Origin of the sequence: Enterococcus sp. 3C7_DIV0644 (genome assembly GCF_002141235.1) — a bacterium.
Classification (GTDB): domain Bacteria; phylum Bacillota; class Bacilli; order Lactobacillales; family Enterococcaceae; genus Enterococcus_D; species Enterococcus_D entomosocium.
On the sequence record NZ_NGLK01000001.1, the window covers coordinates 1,553,058 to 1,573,966 of the forward strand.

General features: G+C 44.9%; 15 protein-coding genes and 1 other annotated feature. Of the genes, 4 read left to right on the forward strand and 11 right to left on the reverse strand.

What is annotated here, in order from left to right; all coding sequences use genetic code 11:
• Positions 1 to 76: 76 nt before the first annotated feature.
• Positions 77 to 1,111 carry a peptidylprolyl isomerase gene (locus A5877_RS07270; RefSeq protein ID WP_061053367.1) on the forward strand — a complete coding sequence of 345 codons (1,035 nt, stop codon included), beginning with the start codon at positions 77 to 79 and terminating at the stop codon, positions 1,109 to 1,111.
• Between the two features lie 170 nt (positions 1,112 to 1,281).
• Here the strand turns inward: A5877_RS07270 and A5877_RS07275 are convergent, their stop codons facing one another.
• The 5 genes from A5877_RS07275 to A5877_RS07295 all read right to left on the reverse strand — a co-directional run bounded on the left by A5877_RS07275 (position 1,282) and on the right by A5877_RS07295 (position 8,873).
• Positions 1,282 to 2,226 carry a 3'-5' exoribonuclease YhaM family protein gene (locus A5877_RS07275; RefSeq protein WP_034872173.1) on the reverse strand — a complete coding sequence of 315 codons (945 nt, stop codon included), beginning with the start codon at positions 2,224 to 2,226 and terminating at the stop codon, positions 1,282 to 1,284.
• A 16-nt stretch (positions 2,227 to 2,242) separates the two neighbouring features.
• Entirely contained in the window at positions 2,243 to 4,918 is a 2,676-nt protein-coding gene (locus A5877_RS07280) for an AAA family ATPase (protein WP_176273434.1), read from the reverse strand.
• Positions 4,915 to 6,105, reverse strand: a complete 1,191-nt coding sequence (locus tag A5877_RS07285) for a DNA repair exonuclease (RefSeq protein ID WP_254907447.1) — start codon at positions 6,103 to 6,105, stop codon at positions 4,915 to 4,917. Before A5877_RS07285 ends, A5877_RS07280 begins: the two co-directional genes overlap by 4 nt.
• Before the next feature lie 193 nt (positions 6,106 to 6,298).
• Positions 6,299 to 6,640 carry a YlbF family regulator gene (locus A5877_RS07290; protein ID WP_005227708.1) on the reverse strand — a complete coding sequence of 114 codons (342 nt, stop codon included), beginning with the start codon at positions 6,638 to 6,640 and terminating at the stop codon, positions 6,299 to 6,301.
• 70 nt (positions 6,641 to 6,710) lie between these two features.
• Positions 6,711 to 8,873, reverse strand: a complete 2,163-nt coding sequence (locus A5877_RS07295; protein ID WP_086316632.1) for a PBP1A family penicillin-binding protein — start codon at positions 8,871 to 8,873, stop codon at positions 6,711 to 6,713.
• Positions 8,874 to 9,064: 191 nt separating this feature from the next.
• Here A5877_RS07295 and A5877_RS07300 point away from each other — a divergent pair, with 191 nt between their 5' ends.
• The gene (locus tag A5877_RS07300; RefSeq protein ID WP_086316633.1) at positions 9,065 to 9,919 is read left to right on the forward strand and encodes an RluA family pseudouridine synthase; all 855 of its coding nucleotides are present in this window, start codon (positions 9,065 to 9,067) and stop codon (positions 9,917 to 9,919) included.
• 96 nt (positions 9,920 to 10,015) lie between these two features.
• Here the strand turns inward: A5877_RS07300 and A5877_RS07305 are convergent, their stop codons facing one another.
• The 3 genes from A5877_RS07305 to A5877_RS07315 all read right to left on the reverse strand — a co-directional run bounded on the left by A5877_RS07305 (position 10,016) and on the right by A5877_RS07315 (position 13,669).
• Positions 10,016 to 11,092, reverse strand: coding sequence for a M23 family metallopeptidase (locus A5877_RS07305; protein ID WP_016620004.1), 1,077 nt, complete (start codon positions 11,090 to 11,092; stop codon positions 10,016 to 10,018).
• A 141-nt stretch (positions 11,093 to 11,233) separates the two neighbouring features.
• A complete protein-coding gene (locus tag A5877_RS07310; protein WP_042890486.1) occupies positions 11,234 to 11,953 on the reverse strand; it encodes a pseudouridine synthase in 720 nt (239 codons plus the stop codon).
• A gap of 69 nt (positions 11,954 to 12,022) precedes the next feature.
• A complete protein-coding gene (locus tag A5877_RS07315; RefSeq protein ID WP_008382016.1) occupies positions 12,023 to 13,669 on the reverse strand; it encodes a polysaccharide biosynthesis protein in 1,647 nt (548 codons plus the stop codon).
• A 199-nt stretch (positions 13,670 to 13,868) separates the two neighbouring features.
• Here A5877_RS07315 and murE point away from each other — a divergent pair, with 199 nt between their 5' ends.
• Positions 13,869 to 15,389, forward strand: a complete 1,521-nt coding sequence (gene murE, locus A5877_RS07320) for a UDP-N-acetylmuramyl-tripeptide synthetase (RefSeq protein WP_016620002.1) — start codon at positions 13,869 to 13,871, stop codon at positions 15,387 to 15,389.
• 72 nt (positions 15,390 to 15,461) lie between these two features.
• Here the strand turns inward: murE and A5877_RS07325 are convergent, their stop codons facing one another.
• Positions 15,462 to 15,761, reverse strand: coding sequence for a DUF5960 family protein (locus tag A5877_RS07325; protein WP_086316634.1), 300 nt, complete (start codon positions 15,759 to 15,761; stop codon positions 15,462 to 15,464).
• A gap of 220 nt (positions 15,762 to 15,981) precedes the next feature.
• Between A5877_RS07325 and A5877_RS07330 the strand changes: the two genes are divergently transcribed.
• Entirely contained in the window at positions 15,982 to 16,212 is a 231-nt protein-coding gene (locus A5877_RS07330) for a hypothetical protein (RefSeq protein ID WP_005233376.1), read from the forward strand.
• Positions 16,213 to 16,318: 106 nt separating this feature from the next.
• Here A5877_RS07330 and leuS read toward each other — a convergent pair whose 3' ends face one another.
• Complete coding sequence (gene leuS / locus A5877_RS07335; RefSeq protein WP_008382013.1) at positions 16,319 to 18,733, reverse strand: leucine--tRNA ligase; 2,415 nt, start codon at positions 18,731 to 18,733, stop codon at positions 16,319 to 16,321.
• Between the two features lie 86 nt (positions 18,734 to 18,819).
• Positions 18,820 to 19,039: a binding site (T-box leader), on the reverse strand.
• A 42-nt stretch (positions 19,040 to 19,081) separates the two neighbouring features.
• Positions 19,082 to 20,782, reverse strand: a complete 1,701-nt coding sequence (locus A5877_RS07340) for a LysM peptidoglycan-binding domain-containing protein (RefSeq protein ID WP_008382011.1) — start codon at positions 20,780 to 20,782, stop codon at positions 19,082 to 19,084.
• Positions 20,783 to 20,909: the final 127 nt, after the last annotated feature.

Consider the following 20,909-nt stretch of genomic DNA (forward strand, 5'->3'; position numbering starts at 1 on the left):
CCAACCATTTCTAGAAGTGGTATAGTAGGTGCAGTGATTATTATGAATCTTTTTAGAATTAGGAGTGCTTAAACGAATGAAGAAAAAATTAATTTTAGTAGCAGTCAGTGCAATGAGTCTTTTTGCATTAGCGGCTTGTGGTAACTCAAGTGAGGAAATCGCAACAATGAAGGGCGGTAAAATCACTGTTCAAGATTTTTATGACCAAGCAAAAACAAGTTCAGAAAATCAACAAGCGTTGCGTCAAATGATCGTCTTAAAAGTGTTTGATGAAAAATACGGTGATGACGTAACAGAAGAAATGATCGACGAACAATTCAATAATGTGGCTGAACAATATGGCGGCAGTGATTCCTTTGAATCAACATTGACTGCCTCTGGTTATACGGTGAAATCTTACCGTGCAGAATTGAAACAACAACTTGCGTTACGTGAAGGCTTAAAAGCCAACATGGATATCACTGATGAAGACATGAAAACTGCTTGGGATTCTTTCCACCCTGAAGTAGAAGCACAAATCATCAAAGTAGCAAGTGAAGATGATGCCAAAGACGTCTTAGAAGAAGCGAAAAAAGATGATGCAGACTTTGGCGAAATCGCTAAAGAAAAATCAACGGATGCGGCAACAAAAGAAGATGGCGGAACGATCAAATTCGATTCTACTTCATCAGCTGTACCAAGTGAAGTAAAAACAGCCGCTTTTGATTTAAAAGATGGTGAAATCTCTGAAGTGATCTCTGCAACCAACACGTCAACTTACACGACGGAATACTATATCGTGAAAATGGTGAAAAACCAAGACAAAGGCAATGATATGGATAAATACAAAGATGAATTGACTGAAATTGCTCAAAACACTTTGTTGAATGATTCAACCTTTATGGCAGCAACGATCGGTCAAGAATTGCAAGCAGCTAATGTGAAAATGAAAGACTCTGACTTAGCAGACTTGCTTTCTGATTACATCACAGCGGCTGAAACAGAAGATTCAACTGCTGACTCTTCTGCTACCGATGCAACGGACAGCTCAGCGGCAGATTCTTCTGCTACTGATGCAACCGATGATTCTACTGCAACGAGTGAAAGTGCTACAGATTCTTCTGCTGAATAAACGAAAAAAGAAGTGCCGTCGTAACGGCGCTTCTTTTTTTATGCTAATTAGGTTAATATTGCCGATTCAGCTACTTTTTCCAACATCTGAAAAACCACGCTAAGCAAGCCTAGCGTGGTTTTTTGTTCTTTCCGTCATTCACTTTGGTTGATCGTGCTACAAGGTCACCGCTACACTTCTTTCGGTACATAAAAGCTCCGATTGTCCATGCCAAAAATTCGGTCTGTGTATTGACCAGGTTCCGTTAAACGAATCGACGTCAGCATCATTTGCATGGAAGCATCCAAATTATCGATTTGATGGAGGATCTCCGCTTCCATTATGCGGGGGCGAACAGGTGACCCATATTCTAATAAGCCATGGTGGGCTAAAACCATATGCCGCAAAACAACGATATCTTCTTCTTTGTCATCAAATTTCAAAGCCATACAGGCTTGCGTGATTTCTTCATCCACTAAGACCAAATGCCCTACTAGATTCCCCGCCAAGGTATACTCTGTCGTCATCGGACCTGTCAACTCGATCACTTTTCCTAAATCATGCAAAATGATACCCGCATACAGTAGTGAAGCATTCAATTCAGGGTACTCTTTGACGATTGCTTTTCCTAACCGCAGCATAGTGGTCGTATGATACGCCAATCCACTGGCGAAGGCATGGTGATTGCGCTTCGCAGCTGGAAAGTCAAAGAATTCCTTTTTATACTTGTTCAGTAAGAAACGGACGATTCGATTCCAGTGAGGATTCGTGATCTCAAACAAGGTTTGACTGATTTCTTCTTCCATCTCTTCTTTTCGCAAGGGTGCTTTTTCCATGTATTGGCTTGGTTCATGGGGCTCTTCCGGTTTCGCTAAACGCAAATGCATGATTTTGACTTGCGGATTGCCTTGGTAGACCTCCCGTTTTCCATCTAGCAGTACTACTTTCCCGGGTTCAAAACGGGCGATTTCTTCATCTGATGCATCCCAGAACTTTCCGTCGATCGTGCCGGATGTATCTTGAAAGGTGAAGGCAATAAATTTTTTGCCGTTTTTCGCGATCCGCACATCGGCATTCTTGATCAGCAAGAAAAGTTGAAACGTTTCATCAACAGTTAATTCACGAATTTTTTTCATGGGCTTATTTGGCCGATCAGCCAAATCTTTCACTTCCTTTACTCAGATCCTGGATAGGCTGCTGGTACTTCTGATAATAGCTTACCATTTCTTGGTCAGAAGACAAACAAATTACTTGATAACTTTGCCCAAACTCTTTTAACAGTGCGGCAAACCGTTCCTTACGAACACTATCATAATGCAGCCAACCATCATCAATAATGATTGGACACAATGGGTGATTTTTTTGCAGTGCTAGATAACCGAAGCGTAACGCCATGATTAACTGATCCTTCGTGCCTGTGGACAGGTCGATGATCGAAAACGTCTCGCTGGCATTTGCCGCTACCAACAAGCCATTTTCCAAAAGAATCTTTTGATAACGTCCGTTTGATAGCTGTTCAAAATAGGTTGAAGCAGCCGACAATAGCTGCGGCAATTGCTGTTCTGACAACTCGGTCGTGACATCCGTTAAAATCGAAGCCGCCAACTGACGACTCCCCCATGCCACAGCAAGTTCTTCAATGACCGCCTTTAGCTCACTTTCTTCTTGATAAAGCTGATTCAAGGTGCCATTTTTTTGACTAGCTGCTGCTTCTAATTCCAAACGCTGTTTTTGCTCCGTCAACTGCTGTATTTGTGCCTGAAGCTGTGTTTGCTGCTGCTTGATCTGGTCTTTTTGCTGCAGCAATTCTGCTTGCGTCACTGGTTTAGGATAAATCGGTGTTAACATCACCGCCAATTCTTCTGCTCGCTGCTGCGTGCGTTGCGCCGCTTCCCATTGCTTCAACCAGAGGCTGATTTCTGCAGGGTGATCTAAGCCTTGTTGCTGCAAGAGATCACTGGCCTGGGAAAGCAGCTGGTCGCGTTCATTGCGGGTGCGGGTCAACTGTTGGGCCAGCAGCGTGCTAGGTTGTTGCAGTCGTGAAAGCTTGATTGTTTGCATCTCTTCATTAAACCTCTGCAAGATCGCTGCTTTTTCTAACAAGGTTTTGTTTTGCAACGGCAGCCACTCAGCATAAGGTCGGAACTGCTCGTCAAAGGGTGCCAGTTCTTCTGCGACGGCTTGCCGTTCTTGATAGGCTTGTTTGCGCTGCTGTGAGTAGGCTTGATAGCTAGCAACATCTTCATCATAGGCTAATAAATACGACTGCCAGCTTTCCACCGGCAAATTACCAAAAAAGGGTGTCAGGGCTTGGTGGGCACGATCGATCTGCTGCTGCTTTTGCTGCTGTTCATTTCCCAGCTGCGCCAACTCTTCTCCCAGCAGATCCAGCTGCATGAGAACCGTCTGCCATTCCTGTTTGATGCCTTGCTGTTTGTTTGGCGCTGCTTTCATCAACGGCAAAACACTGCCAATGATCGCTGCGATCCCTACACCTAGAGCAAGCCAGCGCCACGGACTCGGCAAAAAGATACCGATCACTACTAGCAGCCCACCGACGATCCCTAGCGGCCATAGCGGGCGAGAAACCGGCTTGCGGCCAATCAATTGAGGATGCTGCTGTTCTAAGCGAGCTGCGGTGGCTTGCAAAGGCTGCGCTTTTTCTTCTAAACGCATCATGCGCTTTTCGAGCTCTTCTAACTGCACACGTTCTTGTAGTAAACGTGTGGTTTGTTCATGGATCGAAGCCGTTACTAGCGGCGGCGATTCTCTGCTCCATTGGCGCTTTTCGACCAAGCGATTCAGCTCCGTGATGGCGACGGCTTCTTGATGATTGGCCGCTGCTTCACGATCTGCCAAACGCGCCATCGTCACTTGCTGCTGCAGCAAGTGATTGATTTGGTGCTCGTGATCAAGGTAAAAGAAATACTTATCTGATTCTTTTCCTTGCTCCAACTGATCTAATTCAGCTTCTTTTTTGCGAATTTCTTCCGTCAGCTGCTGATACTGCTGATAAAACTGTTTGATGGCTTGGACTTGCTGAGGATCGGCTAACGTATCTGCTGGTGCCATTTGCTGCCACTCTTCATAAAGCCCCCAATGACTCAGCTGCTGCTGATTTTCCTGATAGGCTTCATTCAATGCTTGAAACTGGTGTCGCAAGTCTTGGATCTGTTCTTGCAACTGGGCGATCTGCTGATACTGCTGTTGGATGCAGCTTTCTTCGCTTTCTTTTTCCGCAATCGTTTTTTGCAGTTTTTCTAATTGTTTTAACGCCTGATTCAAAGGCAGCTTTTGCCCCCGTGGCTTGTATTGCTGCTGATTGATGGTTTCATATTGTGCCACTTGCTGCAGCATTTTTTGACTGCCGCTGATTCCCAGAGAAATCAACGCTTGGTGCAGCTCATTTTCTTCTAGCTTATCGATCTGGGTCAATTGCTCTTGCTGAAAGGTAAAGACATCGAAGAACAATGCTCGATTGAGGGGCTGCAGGTGTTGTGCCAGCCATTGCTCATCGACCGTCTGACCAGCGACATGGACTTTGGCACGACCGCGCTCTACATGCCGATAGCGTTCCACGATCACTTCGCCGAAGGGTTCCAGAGCCAACCATAACTTGCCACCGTAAGCTGCACCGTTTTTGGGGGTATAGTCTTTTTTCTTGGCTGTCTTTTTCGGAAAGCCAAATAAGATGGCGGCAATAAATTGATACAACGTCGATTTTCCGATCTCGTTGTGCCCAAAGAGCAGCTGATTTTGCGGATGAAAGGCAAAGCTTTGTTCATGGTATTTCCCAAAACCGGTAATCTCTGCTTTTAAAATTCTCATGACTGCTCCTCCCATTGAAAGTCGTCTTTCAACAATTGCTTGGCTTGCTGCAAGACTTCTTCTTGAAATAATTCATGGGTGATCCCCCGCTGGATCAGCGGATGCTGCAATAGATCGGACAGTCGGTCCGCAAAGATCTCTGGTGACTCATACATCGCTAAAAACTGCAGCATATAGTCTTGTGGTACCGCCAATGCGATCTTGTCTTCATTGACTTGCTCGACTTCAAGGGCATAGATTACTTGCAGCGGCTCTGTTTGTGCCAACCGTTCATTGAGGTAGGTCAGCCATTCATTTTTTTCCGCAGCTGGAAACCAATCTGGCGGCAGCTGCTGCACATCGGTCAACACCAGATGCAGCAAGCGCGAACGAGGACTTTTTAAGCGCTCGATGATCGCTGGCAATACGGCATTCGAGGCGGTCACATCCGCTAAGGAGACCACTTGCTTTTGCCAAGCGATTTCCGCGATCTCCAAGCGCTCGATTGTTGGTCCTTGTGGCGATAATTCTGCCAAAATCACCCCAGTCGCCTGCTCTTTCTTGGTCTTTCCTTGAGGCGTACCGGGATAGAGGATCGGTGGTTGCTCTGAGAGCGTCTTAGGTACATGGATGTGCCCCAAGCCCCAATAATCATAGCCTTTTTGCTTCATTTCACTGATTGAAAAGGGGGCATACCGTTCACCGGCTTGATCCCCGTGGTAAAGCCCAATATGGTAATCCACCGCTGCTCTTGCGGGAAATTCTGTTACTTTATTTTCAGCGATCCAAGGATGTTGGTAGCTAAATCCACTGATTGCATAGGTTTCACCGTTTTTCGTTGTTCCTTGTACCGTTTGAACTTCTTCCGATGAAAAGAGAATGACGTTTTCTGGAAAAGCAAACCAATACCGTTGCGGATCATAATAATCATGGTTGCCGAAAATCATATAGACTGGGATCTCTGCTTCTCCCAGTCGTTGCAGTTGGGCAAAAAAGTCATGCTGCACTTTTAGACTCGGCCGTACTTGATGGAATGTATCCCCAGCCAGCAAAACAAAATCGACCGCTTTTTCTAAAGCAACATCCACCAAATTACGGATGATTTTTTGATTGATAGCAGGGAGTTGGGTCTTCACTTTTTCAGATAACAGATGGACCCCTTCAAATGACCGGTCGATATGCAGGTCTGCACTATGTAAAAATCGCATTTCTTTCTCCCTCCTTAATGCTTCTATCATAACATTTATCAGTCATTTCGTCAGCAAAATACGAAAATTTGTTCGCCTTTTTCATAAAAAAAACCAAAGAAGCGCTTTTGAAACTTCTTTGGAAACGACTCTTGCAGTTGCAGCCGATTTCTCTGAAGTTTCACTTGCTTCTTTGGTCTTTGTTTGTTGGCGATTACGCTTCGTATAGATCTCTTACAGGACCCATGATGATGCGGTTCAAGTCATTGGCCACTAAACTGAAGGCTTGCTCTTTTTGCATCAAGTCAGAAACGATGCCGTCTTGTTGAATTTTTTGCGATAATTCTTGGGCTTTTTGCGCTTCTTCTTCCGTCATTTCTTCGCCAGCCATCATTTTTTGTTGCAGGCTTTGTTGCAACTCTTGAAACTCTTTGAATAACGCGTACGCTTCTTCATTTGCTTTCAAACGGTCGAAAGAACCTTTCAGATCTTGAAATTGTTCTGACTCCCGTAATTCACGTTCTAATTGGTTTGCTGTATCATAAATATTTGCCATTTTGACGCCTCCTCTTTTTTTCTAGTATACCATTCTTCTCAGGTTCTAGACTAGCAGTTGCCTAATTCCTTTAATTTCCACTAATGGAATTCCACAAGCCGCCAAACAATTCTTTCGTTCCTTCTTTGATCTTGCTGCCGAATTCCTTCATACCTTCTTTGGCGCTTTCGGCAAAGTCATCGATGGTTTGTTGCCAATCATTGCTATTTTGTGACGTACTGCTATCAGGATCTGGTACCTCATCGGCTGCCATTAATTTTCCGCCTGTCCAATAAGCGTCTGCAACTTGGAATTGGGTGCCTTGACTATAAGGCAGTAAGCTTTCGGCCTCTGCTTTAAATATTTTCCCAACAACTTGTCCGCTAGTTCCCGTTAAGTAATGATCTTCACTCACATGTTCAAATCCTAGCCAGGTTGACAGAACCATATCAGGAGTATAGCCGACGATCCATTGGTCATTGACCTTAGAAGCATCAAAGTTGGTCTCTGTCGTACCCGTCTTACCGGCGATCGTAAAGCCGTACGGACTAGCACTAACCCCCGTCCCGTTAGAGAAGGTTCCTAGCATCATGCTCGTCATTTTATCAGCGGTCTCTTTAGAAATCACGCGTTTGCCTTGCACAGACGTATTGTCAACGATCACGGCACCAGTTGAATCAACGATTTTGGTGATCAAATGCGGTTTGTAGTAATACCCGCCATTAGCGAAAACGCCATACGCTGCTGCCATCGTCATTGGAGATTCCCCTTTTTCCAAACCACCTAATGCTAAGCCATAATATTTGTCGGATTCGGTCAAGGAAAGACCGAATTCTTGTGCTTTGCTATACCCGCGATCTAAGCCGATCTCATGCAGCAGCCAAACTGCTGGCAGATTCAAACTTTGGGCGAGGGCTTGATACATGACTGCTTCGCCAGCATAGGTCCCGTCAAAGTTTTGAGCATCATAAAAATCAAGGGGCTCGTCTTTCAGGACACTGTCCGGTTCAAACCCAGCTTCTAGGGCAGGGGCGAAGACGCTGATCGGTTTGATCGTGGAACCTGGTGAACGTTTCATTTGCGTGGCAAAATTAAATCCTCTAAAGACGTGCTCACCACGACGACCCACCACCGCTTGCACCCCACCGGTATTCGGATCAAGTGCAACAGAGCCAGATTGCACCATCGTGCCATCAGCGGCATTTTCAGGGAACAAGGCATCGTTTTTATAGGCAGCTTCCATTTGTGCTTGGTAGTTTTGATCCAGGGCTGTATAGATCTTGTAGCCGCGATTCATGACATCATCGGCGTCCAACCCATAGGATTCGGCTTCGTCGATGATCGCATCGAAATAATAAGGATACTTATAGCCAGATTCTGAATTGCCAAATCCATCATAAAGTAAATTGGCTAAGGCAACTTGTGATTCTTGGTCAGCAACGGACTGGTCCAACTTGCCGTTATCCACCATCAAACTCAAAACAGTGTCGCGACGGTTCGTGGCGTTTTCCAGATTGTCGATCGGGTTATAGATCGAAGGACCTTTGAGCATCCCCACCAACGTCGCAGCTTCTCCCACGCTTAGTTCAGAAGCATTGACACCGAAATATTTTAGCGAGGCATCTTGAATGCCCCAAACCCCGTTACCGAAATAGGAACTGTTCAAATACATTTCTAAAATCTCATCTTTAGAATATTTCTTCTCGATCTCGATCGCTAAGAAAAGCTCCTTGGCTTTTCGACTAAAGGTTTGATCCAAGGACAGATAGGCATTTTTAGCAAGCTGCTGGGTGATGGTACTTCCCCCACCGCCTTCGGCACTGCGGTTGACCAGCATACGTAGGGCTGCCCGAGCGATCCCTTTGATATCAAACCCGTGGTGATTATAGAAGTTGCGGTCTTCAGTTGAGATCAAGGCGTTGACCACATCACTGGAGATGGCATCAAGAGAAACGTACGTGCCTTTTTGCGAGTACAACTGCCCTGCTTCATCACCATTGGCATCAAAAATCACCGTCGATTCTTTCAGACCTGACTCTAATTCACTGACTTTCGTATTTTTGGCGATATAAAATAAATACCCGCTCATGATTAAGATAGCAACTAAACTAAGTAAAATAAAAATTTTATTTACGTGGTATTTTTTCCAAACCCGCTTGCGCCATTGATGAAATTGCTGCAAATACGGTTTTAACCAGCGCCAAAAGGTCAGCCAACCGGTCTTTATTTTGTGAAGGATGTGTTTCCAATCCATTACTTCACGCTCCTTTGGTTAAGTGTAGCATAAATGACTTTCTTTGTTATACGGCTCTAGACGTAATTTCATTCGAAAAGAATGCTTTATTATTCTAGCATTGAATACTCTGTTTTTTATTGTTTTTTTTATAAGAAAAGCTTAAAGATGCTATAATAGTCGGTAGCGAATAGCAAAGAAAGGACGTTATTATGGAATACACCATGACTTTACCCGAAAATCACCCGCCCATGCCGCTTCGCGATTTGTTGGAACAGGAGTGGCTCGTTCCACGAAAAGTGCGCCATTTTCTGCGCACACGGAAAAATGTGGCCGTCAATCAGCAGCCCGCGATGTTTCATCAAGAAGTTCGTGGCGGCGATCAAATCACTTTGATCATTGAAGACAGTGATTACAGCTACCAGTCGATCCAGTTAGGCCAAGCGGACAAAGTCGACGTACTTTTTGAAGATGAACACTTATTGGTGCTGAACAAGCCTGCCGGGGTCAAGACGCACCCAAATCAGCCATTAGAAGCAGATACTCTGTTGAATGATGCAGCTGCTTACCTTGCGCCGAAACAGCAGCAGCCTTATGTGGTCCATCGTCTAGACAAAGAAACCAGCGGTGTGGTTTTATTTGCAAAAAATCCTTTGGTGTTGCCGATCTTGGGCCGAATGCTGGAAAACAAACAGATTTTCCGTCGCTATCAAGCCACTGTTTTTGGGAAACTTACGCAAGATCAAACGATCGCCAAAAAAATCGGTCGTGACCGTCACGATCGTCGCAAGCGGATCATTGACTCCCGCAACGGTCAGTCAGCCGTCACCCATGTAACCATCGCCCACGCCCAACAAAAGACAACCAATGTGTATTGTGTGTTAGAAACTGGTAGGACCCACCAAATTCGCGTCCACCTTGCCAGCATCGGTCATCCAGTCGTTGGCGACCCGCTTTACCAAAACAAACCAGCGCCACGTTTGCTGCTGCATGGCTACGAATTGCATCTAGAGCATCCTTTTACCAAAGAACAGTTAGTGATCATCGCTCAACCGGGCTTGTGGTAAGCAACCAAAAAGCATGACGACTTGAGGAATCCCTCTTGTCAGTCATGCTTTTTGGTTTCAGATGATTTTCTCCATGCTTCTACTTGGTATTTTGGTTTATAGCGGTAAGTAAGCTGCTGGATCAACGAAATCTGACCACAACGTCTTACTCAGTCCAAAGTGCAGATGGACGCCTGTCGAATTTCCAGTCGTCCCCATCGTACCGACTTGGTCGCCGACTGCAACGGTCGCCCCCTTTGAGACACTGACAGCTGTTAAATGAAAATAATACGAGTAAAAGCCATTATCGTGAGCCAAAATCACGTAATTTCCAGTGCTTGGGCCATAGCCAGCATCTTCTACCTGTCCATCACGAGCGGCGACGATCTTCTCCCCCGCTTGACCTGTGAAGTCGATCCCGTCATGCTGCGTCCCTGAAAAACCAGTCGGGTCTGCTCGAGTACCAAAACCGCTGGAGATCGACACGGAGCCAGTGATTGGCAGTGAAAATTCACTGGCTGCCGCTTTCTCCGCTGCTTCTTTGGCTTTTTGTTTCGCTTCTTCAGCTGCTTTTGCTTCTTGCTCCACTTTTTCTTGTAGGTCTTGCACTTGGGCTTGCGTCTGCTGCAGCTGCTCTTGTTGGGACTGCAATTCTTTTTTGGCTGTTGCTAATTGTTCTTCGCTATGTACTAATTGGGCTTGCGTCAAGGTTTGGTACGAAGTGATTCGTTGCTGTTCGGCTTCTTTTTCCGCCAATTGTTGGTTCACTTCCCGTAAAGCCGCTTGTTGTTCACTAAACTTGCGTAGTTGCTGGATCGTGGCTTGCGGTCCATCGACTACCAGACTGCTTTGCGCTTGGCTTCCTTGGTGCTGGGCTTTTTGATCATTCAGTGCAGTGATCTGCGTTTGAACTTCCTTGCTTTCTTCTGCCAATTGGCTTAATTCTTCCTGATAATCCGCTAATTGACTTTCCAACGCTGTGACTTTCTGTTGGCTGGTGGTGACTTCGTCTTCATAAGAGGCTAGTTCTGTGGTCAAAACCGTCAGTTCCTCGCTGCTCTTGGTTTCAGCAGCATAACTGATAGCTGGCTGGAAAAGCGGCAACGTAAGGGCGAGCAATAAAAAAATCTTTTTCTTCAATGAGGTAACTCCTTCTTTTTTTAGTAGCTTGGCTACTTTAACATGCTTATTCATGAAAAAAAAGAGGGTTTTTCCAACAGTTTAAAGTCTATTGTTGCAAACTTTCATGTAAATCACCTATAAAACGGGCTTTTTTTACAAATATTGCAGCCGAATAACAACTTTCATAAGAATTTCTTTAGCTCGCCGATCGTCTTATCCTCGCTCTTGCAGCTTCGCCAATTCCTCAGGAGTCAATTCCCGATACTCGCCTAATGCCAAATCATCTGGCAGGGACAGGCCTCCCATGCGAATCCGTTTCAAATAAACGACTTCTTTTCCTACTGCATGGACCATCCGTTTGACTTGATGAAACTTGCCTTCATGGAGGATCAGTTTGATTTCGCTGCGCGTTTCGTCTTCATCGACGTTGAGGATCTGCAGTTCAGCCGGCAAGGTCCACTCGCCGTCTAATATGATGCCTTTGGCAAAGGTTTTTTGATCCTCCGCTGTCATGATTCCCTCGACTTGGGCATAATATTCTTTTTCCACATGCTTCTTAGGCGACAATAATTGATGCGCCAATCCGCCATCGTTCGTAATCAGCAAAAAGCCTTCGGTGTCTTTATCCAACCGTCCTACTGGAAACAAATCTTCGCGAAACGCTTCTTCAGAAAACAAATCTAAGACCGTCTCTTCATAGGAATCGACGGTTGCCGAAATCACTCCAGCGGGTTTATTCAGCAAATAATAAAACTGGCTTTGATAGACGATGGGTTCCCCCTCAAAACAAACGGTATCTTGTGTTTCTAGTACTTGCGCTTTGTCACTCTTGATGACTTGTCCATTGACGGTCACGAGACCTTTTTTGATCAACTGTTTCACTTCTTTGCGGGAGCCATAACCCATATCCGCTAAAAACTTGTCTAAACGCATCGGTTTCTTCCTTTCATATAAAACAGCCGCCAAGGTCTCACAAAGGAGGCTCAGCGGCTGCTTCTAGTTTTATTTGATGTGTAATTTCTGGCGTAAACGAACCATTGATGAGCCGAGTAGTTTTTCAGCTAAACGCAATTTCAGCGCAATGTAGATGTACACACTGCCACCGACTCCTGCTACTAGCAAGCTCAAGATAAAGGCTTGGACTTTTCTTTCAGAGCTAAAGATGAGACCAAAGAGTTGGCGGGCGATCAACGCTGCGATCACCATAATGATCGTCATCGCGCCAATCAATAACGTCCGTCGCAACGTTAAGTTTACATTGAAATGGCCTTTGCGAATCATCTTGCGAATGTTCAGCCAGCAGACGATCCCTAAAGCAATCGTCGTGGAAACTAATGGGCCATAAACTTGGAACAACCGAATCGCTGGATACTGCAGGATCAACTTCACCAGCAACCCTACAAAGAAGAAAACAACGGCTTCTTTGTTGTGGTACATTCCTTGCAGCATACTAGAACTAAGCATAAACAAGCCCAAGACCAGACCAGACAGACAGGCAGCGACTAAAACGCTCGCTCCTAACGCATCTGGACGATAAAACAAGGTGTATAAGGGATAAGACAGCACGATCATCCCAAAGGTCGCTGGGAACATTACAAAGGAATACAATTGTAAGTTGTTGCTGATCAATTTAGCTAAGTTCTTTTTGTCTTTTTTGGCGACTGCTTCACTGATCAAAGGCAAGCCTGTTGAAGCCATGGAAGTAGCTAATCCGATAACCACCATCGTCAACTTATCAGGGTTGCTACCGAAGATCGCCATTAATTCTAAGAGCTGATCATTTGAAAATTCAGTAAAACTACTCATGATCCGCACAAAGGTGTATTGATCCACCAATTTTAAAATCGTGATCCCAGAACCAACGATAATAAAAGGGATCGCTTCTTTGATGGTCGCTAAAACCAATTCTTTGGTTTGCAACACGGTTTCTTCTTTGCTCATATCGACTAAGACGTCCATCCGCACCCGTTGCTTTTGGAAGTAATAGCCTAAAACCAAAATACTGGCTAAGACACCGATAAAGGCGGCAAAGGTCGATTGCGTCACAGCCGCCGTGTATTCGCCTTCGATAACCCGCATAATGATGAAGGTCGCCAAAAGCATATAGCAGACGCGGGCGATTTGTTCGACAACTTGCGAGATCGCAAAAGGTTTCATGTCTTGGTTTCCTTGGAAGTATCCTCGCATAACACTCATACAAGGAAAGACCAATAGTGCAATGCTCAATGAGCGCATTGCAGGAATCAATTCTTCCCCACCTCCTGAAGCCGTTGCCAACCATGGGGCTGCCAAATACATGATTCCGGCGGTCACCACGCCAAAGCCTGCCATCAATTGGAAGGCCCTTAAAAAGAGCTTCTGGCTAGTGCGGTATTCTTGGCGAGAATTATAAAAAGAAATCTGCTTGGCAATTGCCGATGGGATCCCAGCAGTTGAGATCATTAAAAATAAGGCGTAAACATTATAGCCCATCCCAAATAACGCATTTGCTTTATCGGCATTTGCCCCCATCCAATAATACCAAGGTAAAATGTAAATGGCGCCAAGCAAACGTGAACCGATATTGCCCATTGTCATCCAAGCAGATCCTTGAGCCATTTTTTCTTGTGTAGTTAATTCTTTTGACACTGAACGCATGTGATTATCCATCGCCATTATCTCCAACTTTCTACAAACATATCCCTTCCATTTTAATTCGAAAAAGAGTTGGTCGCAATCTATTTTTGCAACATCTTAAAGTTTCTTCAAAATAAGAAGAAAAAAAAGAAAACTTTTCCCTCCTAAACGGCGGTTTTTAGGAGTTATGCTATAATAAGAGAAATCTTTAGAGGAATGAAGGAGAACAACGATGCAAAAGGAACTCATTACCGTGCCACAGATCCGCAAACTCTTATTGCAGGAAAACCTATTAAAAGAAATCATCACCCCCACTGATTGGGTTTATACCGTGCCGCAAGAAATGACTGATATTGCCTTTACCTCCTTAAGTTACGACTCGCGAACGGCCGATGCGGCAACGCTTTTTTTCTGTAAAGGGGCTTCTTTTAAAGAAAGCTACCTAGCCGCCGCCATTGATCAAGGCATTCAGTGCTACATTTCAGAAACACCTTATGACAACTTCGCAACCTACGGGATCATTGTTACGGACATTCGAGAAACGATGGCAGTGATCGCTCAAGCGTTTTATGGCAACCCGCAAGAACAGCTGGTGACCATCGGCATCACTGGCACCAAAGGCAAAACCAGCTGCGCCTATTTTGCTCGGGCGATTTTAGCAGAATCGACGGGTCAAAAAGTAGCATTCTTTTCATCTGAGGAAAACTCAGTCGATGGAAAAACCTTTAATGAAGCAGTGTTGACGACTCCCGAAACACTGGATCTTTATAAAATGATGGCTGAGGCTGTTGCAAACGGCATGACCCATCTTGTAATGGAAGTTTCTTCTCAAGCGTATAAAACCAAACGGGTAGCCGGCATTACCTTTGATATTGGCGCGTTCTTGAATATTTCGCCTGATCACATTGGACCGGTGGAACATCCAACTTATGATGATTATCTTTACTGCAAACGGGAACTGATTCGCAACAGCAAACAAATGATTTTAAATCGTCAAAGCGATCACTACCACTTGCTGCGAGAAACTTGTGAAGTCCATCAAGTTCCTTATATCACCTACGGACGTTCAGACGCCGATTATGTCGTCCAAGAAGGAATGGACCTAAAGAGTTTTGCCCTGACAGCTGCTTCTGATGTTTTGCAGGTCTCTGGTGAATATCAACTGGGGATCTTAGGTTCTTTCAACCATGAGAATGCCGCAGCGGCGATTTTGGCTGCCTGCTTAGCGGGTGCCTCTCGTAAGGACGCTCAGAAAGTCCTGCCGACAGTGATCATCCCTGGACGAATGATCGTTTTAGAAAAAGAAAATGGCGCCGTCATGATCGTTGACTATGCCCACAATTACCTGAGCTTCCAATCATTAAGTGAACTTGCCCGTCAATTACGCCCAGATGGTCGCCTGCTTTTTGTCACTGGCAGTGCTGGCGGAAAAGCCCAATCTCGCCGAGCAGATATGGGACGAGCGCTAGGAGAATATGCGGACAAAGTCTACCTGACCAGCGATGATCCTGATTTTGAAGAAGCAGCTGCGATCGCAAAAGAAATTGCAGATGCTATCACCAATCCTGAAGTTGCCATCATTCATGAGATGGATCGGGCTCAAGCCGTCAAATTGGCGATCGCTGAAGCAGACGGTCGTGATATCGTGATTATTGCGGGCAAAGGCGCCGAACAATACTTGAAAGTCGCTGGAAAAAAAGTCCCTTACATCGGTGACTTGACCTTAGCGCAGCAGCAAGCCAAGCACCAATAGCAACAAGTTGTCTCAACAAAAAAAGCTTTCAGATGATCCATTAAATCATCTGAAAGCTTTTTTCCTGTGTGATTAAGGTTGTTCATCTTCGTAAGTCTCATAGACATAGGGTGCGCCATCATAACGGAATTCTGTTGAAATGGCAGCGTCAAGGTCTTCGGTAAACATTCGCTTGCTGAAAGGAAACAAAAAGACTTGCCCTTCTTCGGCATCTTCGGCTGCTAAACGGTAAAACAGCTCTTCTTCTGTTAATTGTTGATTCAACTGTTCCAAGACATCGGCAGTGACTGCCTCTTCTTCATAGCCAGGTTTGGCAATCCGTGCATAATCTTCAAAAAAAGCCGTTTGGCCTTCAAATGATTGATACTCCATGTACGTCCCCTCTTTCTTTTCTCTTTCTTTATTATACGAGAGTCTGTGAGGATCAGCGAATAATATGATCGCTAACAAGCGGAAATTTGGCTTTTTTAGCCCTTAAATATGTCAGAAACATTTCAAGTGTATTACGAATCAATTATTTGACAAAATCAGATTGAACACGTATCCAAATTTTGTATAATGATACATAGAGACTATAAAAGGGGCAAATGTAATGAACAACGCAAAGAAAAAATTATTCGTCGGTACTGGTGCTGCAATTGGTTTTGTCGCAATCGTTGCTATGATGGCTCAGTTCATGATTTCCAATCATCTATTTGGCGGAAGTGATGCTTCATCAGAAATTTTCACTCGCGCTACGTATCCAAACGGCTTTCTACTAGTGATCTTGATTCCATTGGTCGCAACAGCCGCTTTGTTCTATGGTATCATTCGCAAAAAATAACAAAAAAGTGTTGCTGAGAACCACTCAGTAACACTTTTTTTCTTTGTCGCTACCAAAAAGCTGCCTAACAGACCATTGACCTGTTAGGCAGCTACTTTTTTAGCGTTTAGTTTGCAACGATATTGACCAATTTATTGGGTACGACGATCACTTTGCGGATCGTTTTTCCTTGGAGCTGTTCTTGGACAAGTTCGTTTTCTTGGGCCAATTGTTCAAGCACTGCTTTTTCTGCGTCTGCTGGAACCATTGCTTTGGCACGAACTTTGCCGTTGACTTGAAAGACGACTTCGATCTCATCTTCCACTAGGGCACTTTCGTCATAGGTTGGCCAAGGCACATAAGAGATCCCATTGTCATTTCCGAGGATCGACCAGAGCTCTTCACCGATATGTGGTGCGATTGGAGCCAATAGCTGCACAAATCCTTCGACATACTCGTAAGGTAAGGCATCAGCTTTATACGCTTCATTGACGAAGACCATCAATTGGGAAATCGCCGTATTGAAATGCAGCTGTTCATAATCTTCCGTCACTTTTTTAACTGTTTGGTTATACACCTTCGACAATTTTCCATCGTTGAATGTCGTGATGCGGTCGCGCATTTTGCCATTTTCATCGACGATCAAGCGCCACACGCGATCCAAGAATTTGCGACTGCCTTCAAGGCCATTCTCATTCCAGGCGATCGATGCATCCAATGGTCCCATAAACATTTCATATAGACGCAAAGTATCTGCACCGTATTGATTGATGACATCATCTGGATTGACTACGTTGCCGCGGGATTTCGACATTTTTTCATTGTTTTCCCCAAGGATCATCCCTTGGTTGAACAATTTTTCAAATGGTTCTTTCGTTGGTACGACACCGATATCATACAAGAATTTATGCCAGAAGCGAGCATAAAGCAAATGCAAGACAGCGTGTTCCGCCCCACCGATATAAATATCGACTGGCATCCAGCGTTTCAATTTATCATAGTCTGCCAAAACAGACTTATTATGAGGATCGATAAAGCGTAAGAAATACCATGAGCTTCCTGCCCATTGTGGCATCGTATTGGTTTCGCGACGTCCTTTTTTCCCAGTTTCTGGATCGGTGACATTGACCCAATCCGTGACATTAGCTAATGGCGATTCCCCAGTACCGCTTGGTTTGATATTGTCGGTTTTTGGCAAACGCAATGGCAGCTGATCTTCAGAAAGCGCTGTGGTCGTCCCATCTTCCCAATGGATGATTGGGATTGGTTCCCCCCAATACCGTTGACGAGAGAACAACCAATCGCGAAGACGATAGCTGACTTCTTTTTTCCCAACGTGGTTTTCTTCCAACCATGCGACCATTTTTTCGATGGCTGTCTCTTTGTCTAGCCCATCCAAAAAGTCTGAATTGATATGCAGTCCATCTTCGGTATAGGCAGATTCTTCCACGTTGCCCCCTGCCAATACAGGAATGATCTCTAAACCGAATGTTTTGGCAAATTCGTGGTCACGTTCGTCATGGGCAGGAACCGCCATGATCGCACCTGTTCCATAAGAAGCCAAAACGTAATCGGCGATCCAAATCGGGATCTCTTTGCCATTCACGGGATTGATGGCATAGGCACCAGTGAAGACACCGGTTTTTTCTTTGGCCAAATCTGTTCGGTTCAAATCAGATTTTTTCGATGCTTCTTCTACATAGGCATCAATGGCTGCTTTTTGTTCTGGGGTAGTGATTTGGGCCACTAGCTCATGTTCTGGTGCCAATACAGCGTAGGTCGCACCAAACAAGGTATCTGGACGAGTCGTAAAGACGGTAAAGTCTTTTTCCATCCCTGCCACTTTAAACGTTACGTTGGCTCCGACAGAACGTCCGATCCAATTGCGTTGCATTTCTTTGATGCTTTCTGGCCAATCAACTTCTTCTAAATCGTCCAACAAACGATCAGCATATGCCGTGATTTTTAGCATCCATTGGCGCATCGGTTTGCGGATCACATCATAGCCGCCCCGTTCGCTCTTGCCGTCAATGACTTCTTCATTGGCGATCACAGTTCCAAGCTCTGGTACCCAATTTACCGGAACTTCGGCTTCATAAGCTAACCCTTTTTCATAAAGCTTGGTAAAGATCCATTGCGTCCACTTGTAATATTCAGGATCTGTCGTATTGATTTCACGATTCCAGTCATAGCTGAACCCTAGCGCATTGATTTGACGGCGGAAGGTCTCAATATTTTTCTTCGTAAATTCCGCTGGATCATTTCCTGTATCTAGTGCATATTGTTCGGCAGGCAGACCAAAGGCATCCCAGCCCATTGGGTGCAGTACATTGTACCCTTGGCTGCGTTTGAAACGGCTCAAGATATCCGTAGCCGTATAGCCTTCTGGATGTCCGACATGTAATCCTTGTCCGGATGGATATGGGAACATATCTAGCGCATAAAATTTTGGTTTGTCCGGCTCATCATGGGTGTTGAACTCATTTTTCTTTGCCCAATATTTTTGCCATTTTTTTTCGATTTCTTTGTGATTGTAATTCACGATGGACTCCTCCTAAAAATTGGTGTTTTGCTCGTCAAATCAACCAGCAAAACTTAAAAAAAGTCCTATAAAAATCGCTATGATTTTTATAGGACGTTATCAACGTGGTACCACCTAAGTTTATCTGCTCCTCAAAAAAGCAGACCTCGATGTTTTAACGGCCATCGCCGTATCTGCCTAGCCAAATCAGGTTCAGTCAGATATCACTCGAAGACGAGTTCGAAAGGTGTGCTGTGCATTTCCACCAACCATGCACTCTCTAAAAGTCCCACCGTACTTCTACTATTCCTTCTCAAACGTGAAAGTTTCTTTGCACTTATCCTAACAAAAATCATTAGGAATAGCAATCTATTTTACCCTAACTGTTTGTCCTGGGTAAATAAAGTTATTTTGAATATTGTTCCATTGAATAAATTGATCCGTCGTGATGCCAAACTTATCTGCGATCCCCCAAACGGAATCACCCGATGCGACCTTGTAAGTACCATTGGTCGCTGAAGTGCTGGTAGTAGCTGCCGTGCCGCCTTGCTTGACGACCACCTTTTGTCCTGGATAGATAAAATCATTTTTGATGTTGTTCCAGTTGCGGAATTGGTCCATCGAAATCCCGTGTTTATTGGCAACTGACCAGACTGAATCACCCGCTGCCACCGTATAGGTGTTGCCTGCAGCACTGCTGCTGGTTTGGCTGCTGACGGTCGTGCTCGTTGTTGTACTTGTACTCGTTGCGGAACTACCACTGACGACAACTTTTTGTCCTGGGTAGACAAAATCATTTTTGATATTATTCAAACTGCGAAATTGATCCATGGAGATCCCATGTTTGTTGGCGATCGACCAGACTGAATCACCCGCTGCCACTGTATAGGTACCGCCGCTGCTTTGGCTAGCAGTTGATGCAGTGCTGACGGTCGTGGTACTGCTGGTATTCGTAGACGAACCACCGCTGACGACAACTTTTTGTCCTGGGTAGACAAAGTCATTTTTGATATTGTTCAAACTGCGGAATTGATCCATTGAGATCCCATGTTTATTGGCGATCGACCAGACTGAATCACCAGAAACTACGGTATAGGTATTGCCTGATGTAGTTGCTGAAGTATTACGATTGACGATCGATACCGTAGAAGTTGCCGAAGTGCTTTGGGTGCTGCCGTTGACTTTCAACGTTTGCCCTGGATAAACAAAATCATTTTTGATGTTGTTCAAGCTGCGCAACTGGTCCATGGAGATGCCATGTTTGTTAGCGATCGACCATACAGAGTCGCCCGAAGCGACTGTATACGTTTGACTGCCGCTCGTGCTGACAGCCGCCGTTGTAGTCGTAGTATTGGTTGATGCGCTAGCTGTGGCACCACCACCGGCATTGCCAGAAGCAGGTGTGTCGTATTGTGTCAAACCAAATTGTTGGATCACTGCATTCAGGGAAGAAGCATAATTGGGTGCAGTCGCATAGCGGCCTGCTAGCCATGCGGTTGCATCAAGATATGAAGTCGTATTGCTTTTCCAAGCGCCAGAATAATATGAAACGCCGCTTTGTAAAGAGGTTGAGCGTAAAGTACGTGCGTTATCTTCGAATGATTGCGTGTATGATGGGTAGCGCTTAAAGGGTTCATTCATAGTCAACCATTGATTGTTTAAGTACTCCAAAGTACTCATATAAACGGTTTGACCGTTGTAGCTGCCTTTGATCCCGAATAGATTATAATTCGGTGCTTTTGATAAACTGCTTCGGCCCCAACCACTTTCTAAAATGGCTTGTGCGATCATCACAGAAGCATATAAATCGTTGGCTTGTGCCACGGGCTGAGCGTAAGTAGCGATTTCGGCAATAAATGCGGAAGTATTCGGCGCGGCAAAATTGCTAGTAGAAACTTGGGCGATCGAGGTCTCTACGGCTTCTGCTTGAACCGATGACACCAATGGAGCTACAACAGAGCAAGCAGTCAGTGTCGTTCCTAAAACAACTGCACTTTTTTTGATCACTCGATACTTATCGCCCGATTGGTCTGCTTGACGATGTACTTTTCTTGATTGACTCGTGTTCATGTCCGTTATTCCTCCGTTTTTTCCTTATAGTGAACGTAGGTTTAGTATACAATTTCTTAAGAATTTATAAAAGGTATTTGAGCCGATTTCAGAAACTGTAAACTCTTTGTAATCAAACGAACATTTA

Bases quoted from the DNA above. Each gene is read 5' to 3' on its own strand.
- A5877_RS07270 (WP_061053367.1), top strand. From the start codon at position 77: ATGAAGAAAAAATTAATTTTAGTAGCAGTCAGTGCAATGAGTCTTTTT.
- A5877_RS07275 (WP_034872173.1), bottom strand. From the start codon at position 2,226: ATGAAAAAAATTCGTGAATTAACTGTTGATGAAACGTTTCAACTTTTC.
- A5877_RS07280 (WP_176273434.1), bottom strand. From the start codon at position 4,918: ATGAGAATTTTAAAAGCAGAGATTACCGGTTTTGGGAAATACCATGAA.
- A5877_RS07285 (WP_254907447.1), bottom strand. From the start codon at position 6,105: ATGCGATTTTTACATAGTGCAGACCTGCATATCGACCGGTCATTTGAA.
- A5877_RS07290 (WP_005227708.1), bottom strand. From the start codon at position 6,640: ATGGCAAATATTTATGATACAGCAAACCAATTAGAACGTGAATTACGG.
- A5877_RS07295 (WP_086316632.1), bottom strand. From the start codon at position 8,873: ATGGATTGGAAACACATCCTTCACAAAATAAAGACCGGTTGGCTGACC.
- A5877_RS07300 (WP_086316633.1), top strand. From the start codon at position 9,065: ATGGAATACACCATGACTTTACCCGAAAATCACCCGCCCATGCCGCTT.
- A5877_RS07305 (WP_016620004.1), bottom strand. From the start codon at position 11,092: ATGAATAAGCATGTTAAAGTAGCCAAGCTACTAAAAAAAGAAGGAGTT.
- A5877_RS07310 (WP_042890486.1), bottom strand. From the start codon at position 11,953: ATGCGTTTAGACAAGTTTTTAGCGGATATGGGTTATGGCTCCCGCAAA.
- A5877_RS07315 (WP_008382016.1), bottom strand. From the start codon at position 13,669: ATGGATAATCACATGCGTTCAGTGTCAAAAGAATTAACTACACAAGAA.
- murE (WP_016620002.1), top strand. From the start codon at position 13,869: ATGCAAAAGGAACTCATTACCGTGCCACAGATCCGCAAACTCTTATTG.
- A5877_RS07325 (WP_086316634.1), bottom strand. From the start codon at position 15,761: ATGGAGTATCAATCATTTGAAGGCCAAACGGCTTTTTTTGAAGATTAT.
- A5877_RS07330 (WP_005233376.1), top strand. From the start codon at position 15,982: ATGAACAACGCAAAGAAAAAATTATTCGTCGGTACTGGTGCTGCAATT.
- A5877_RS07340 (WP_008382011.1), bottom strand. From the start codon at position 20,782: ATGAACACGAGTCAATCAAGAAAAGTACATCGTCAAGCAGACCAATCG.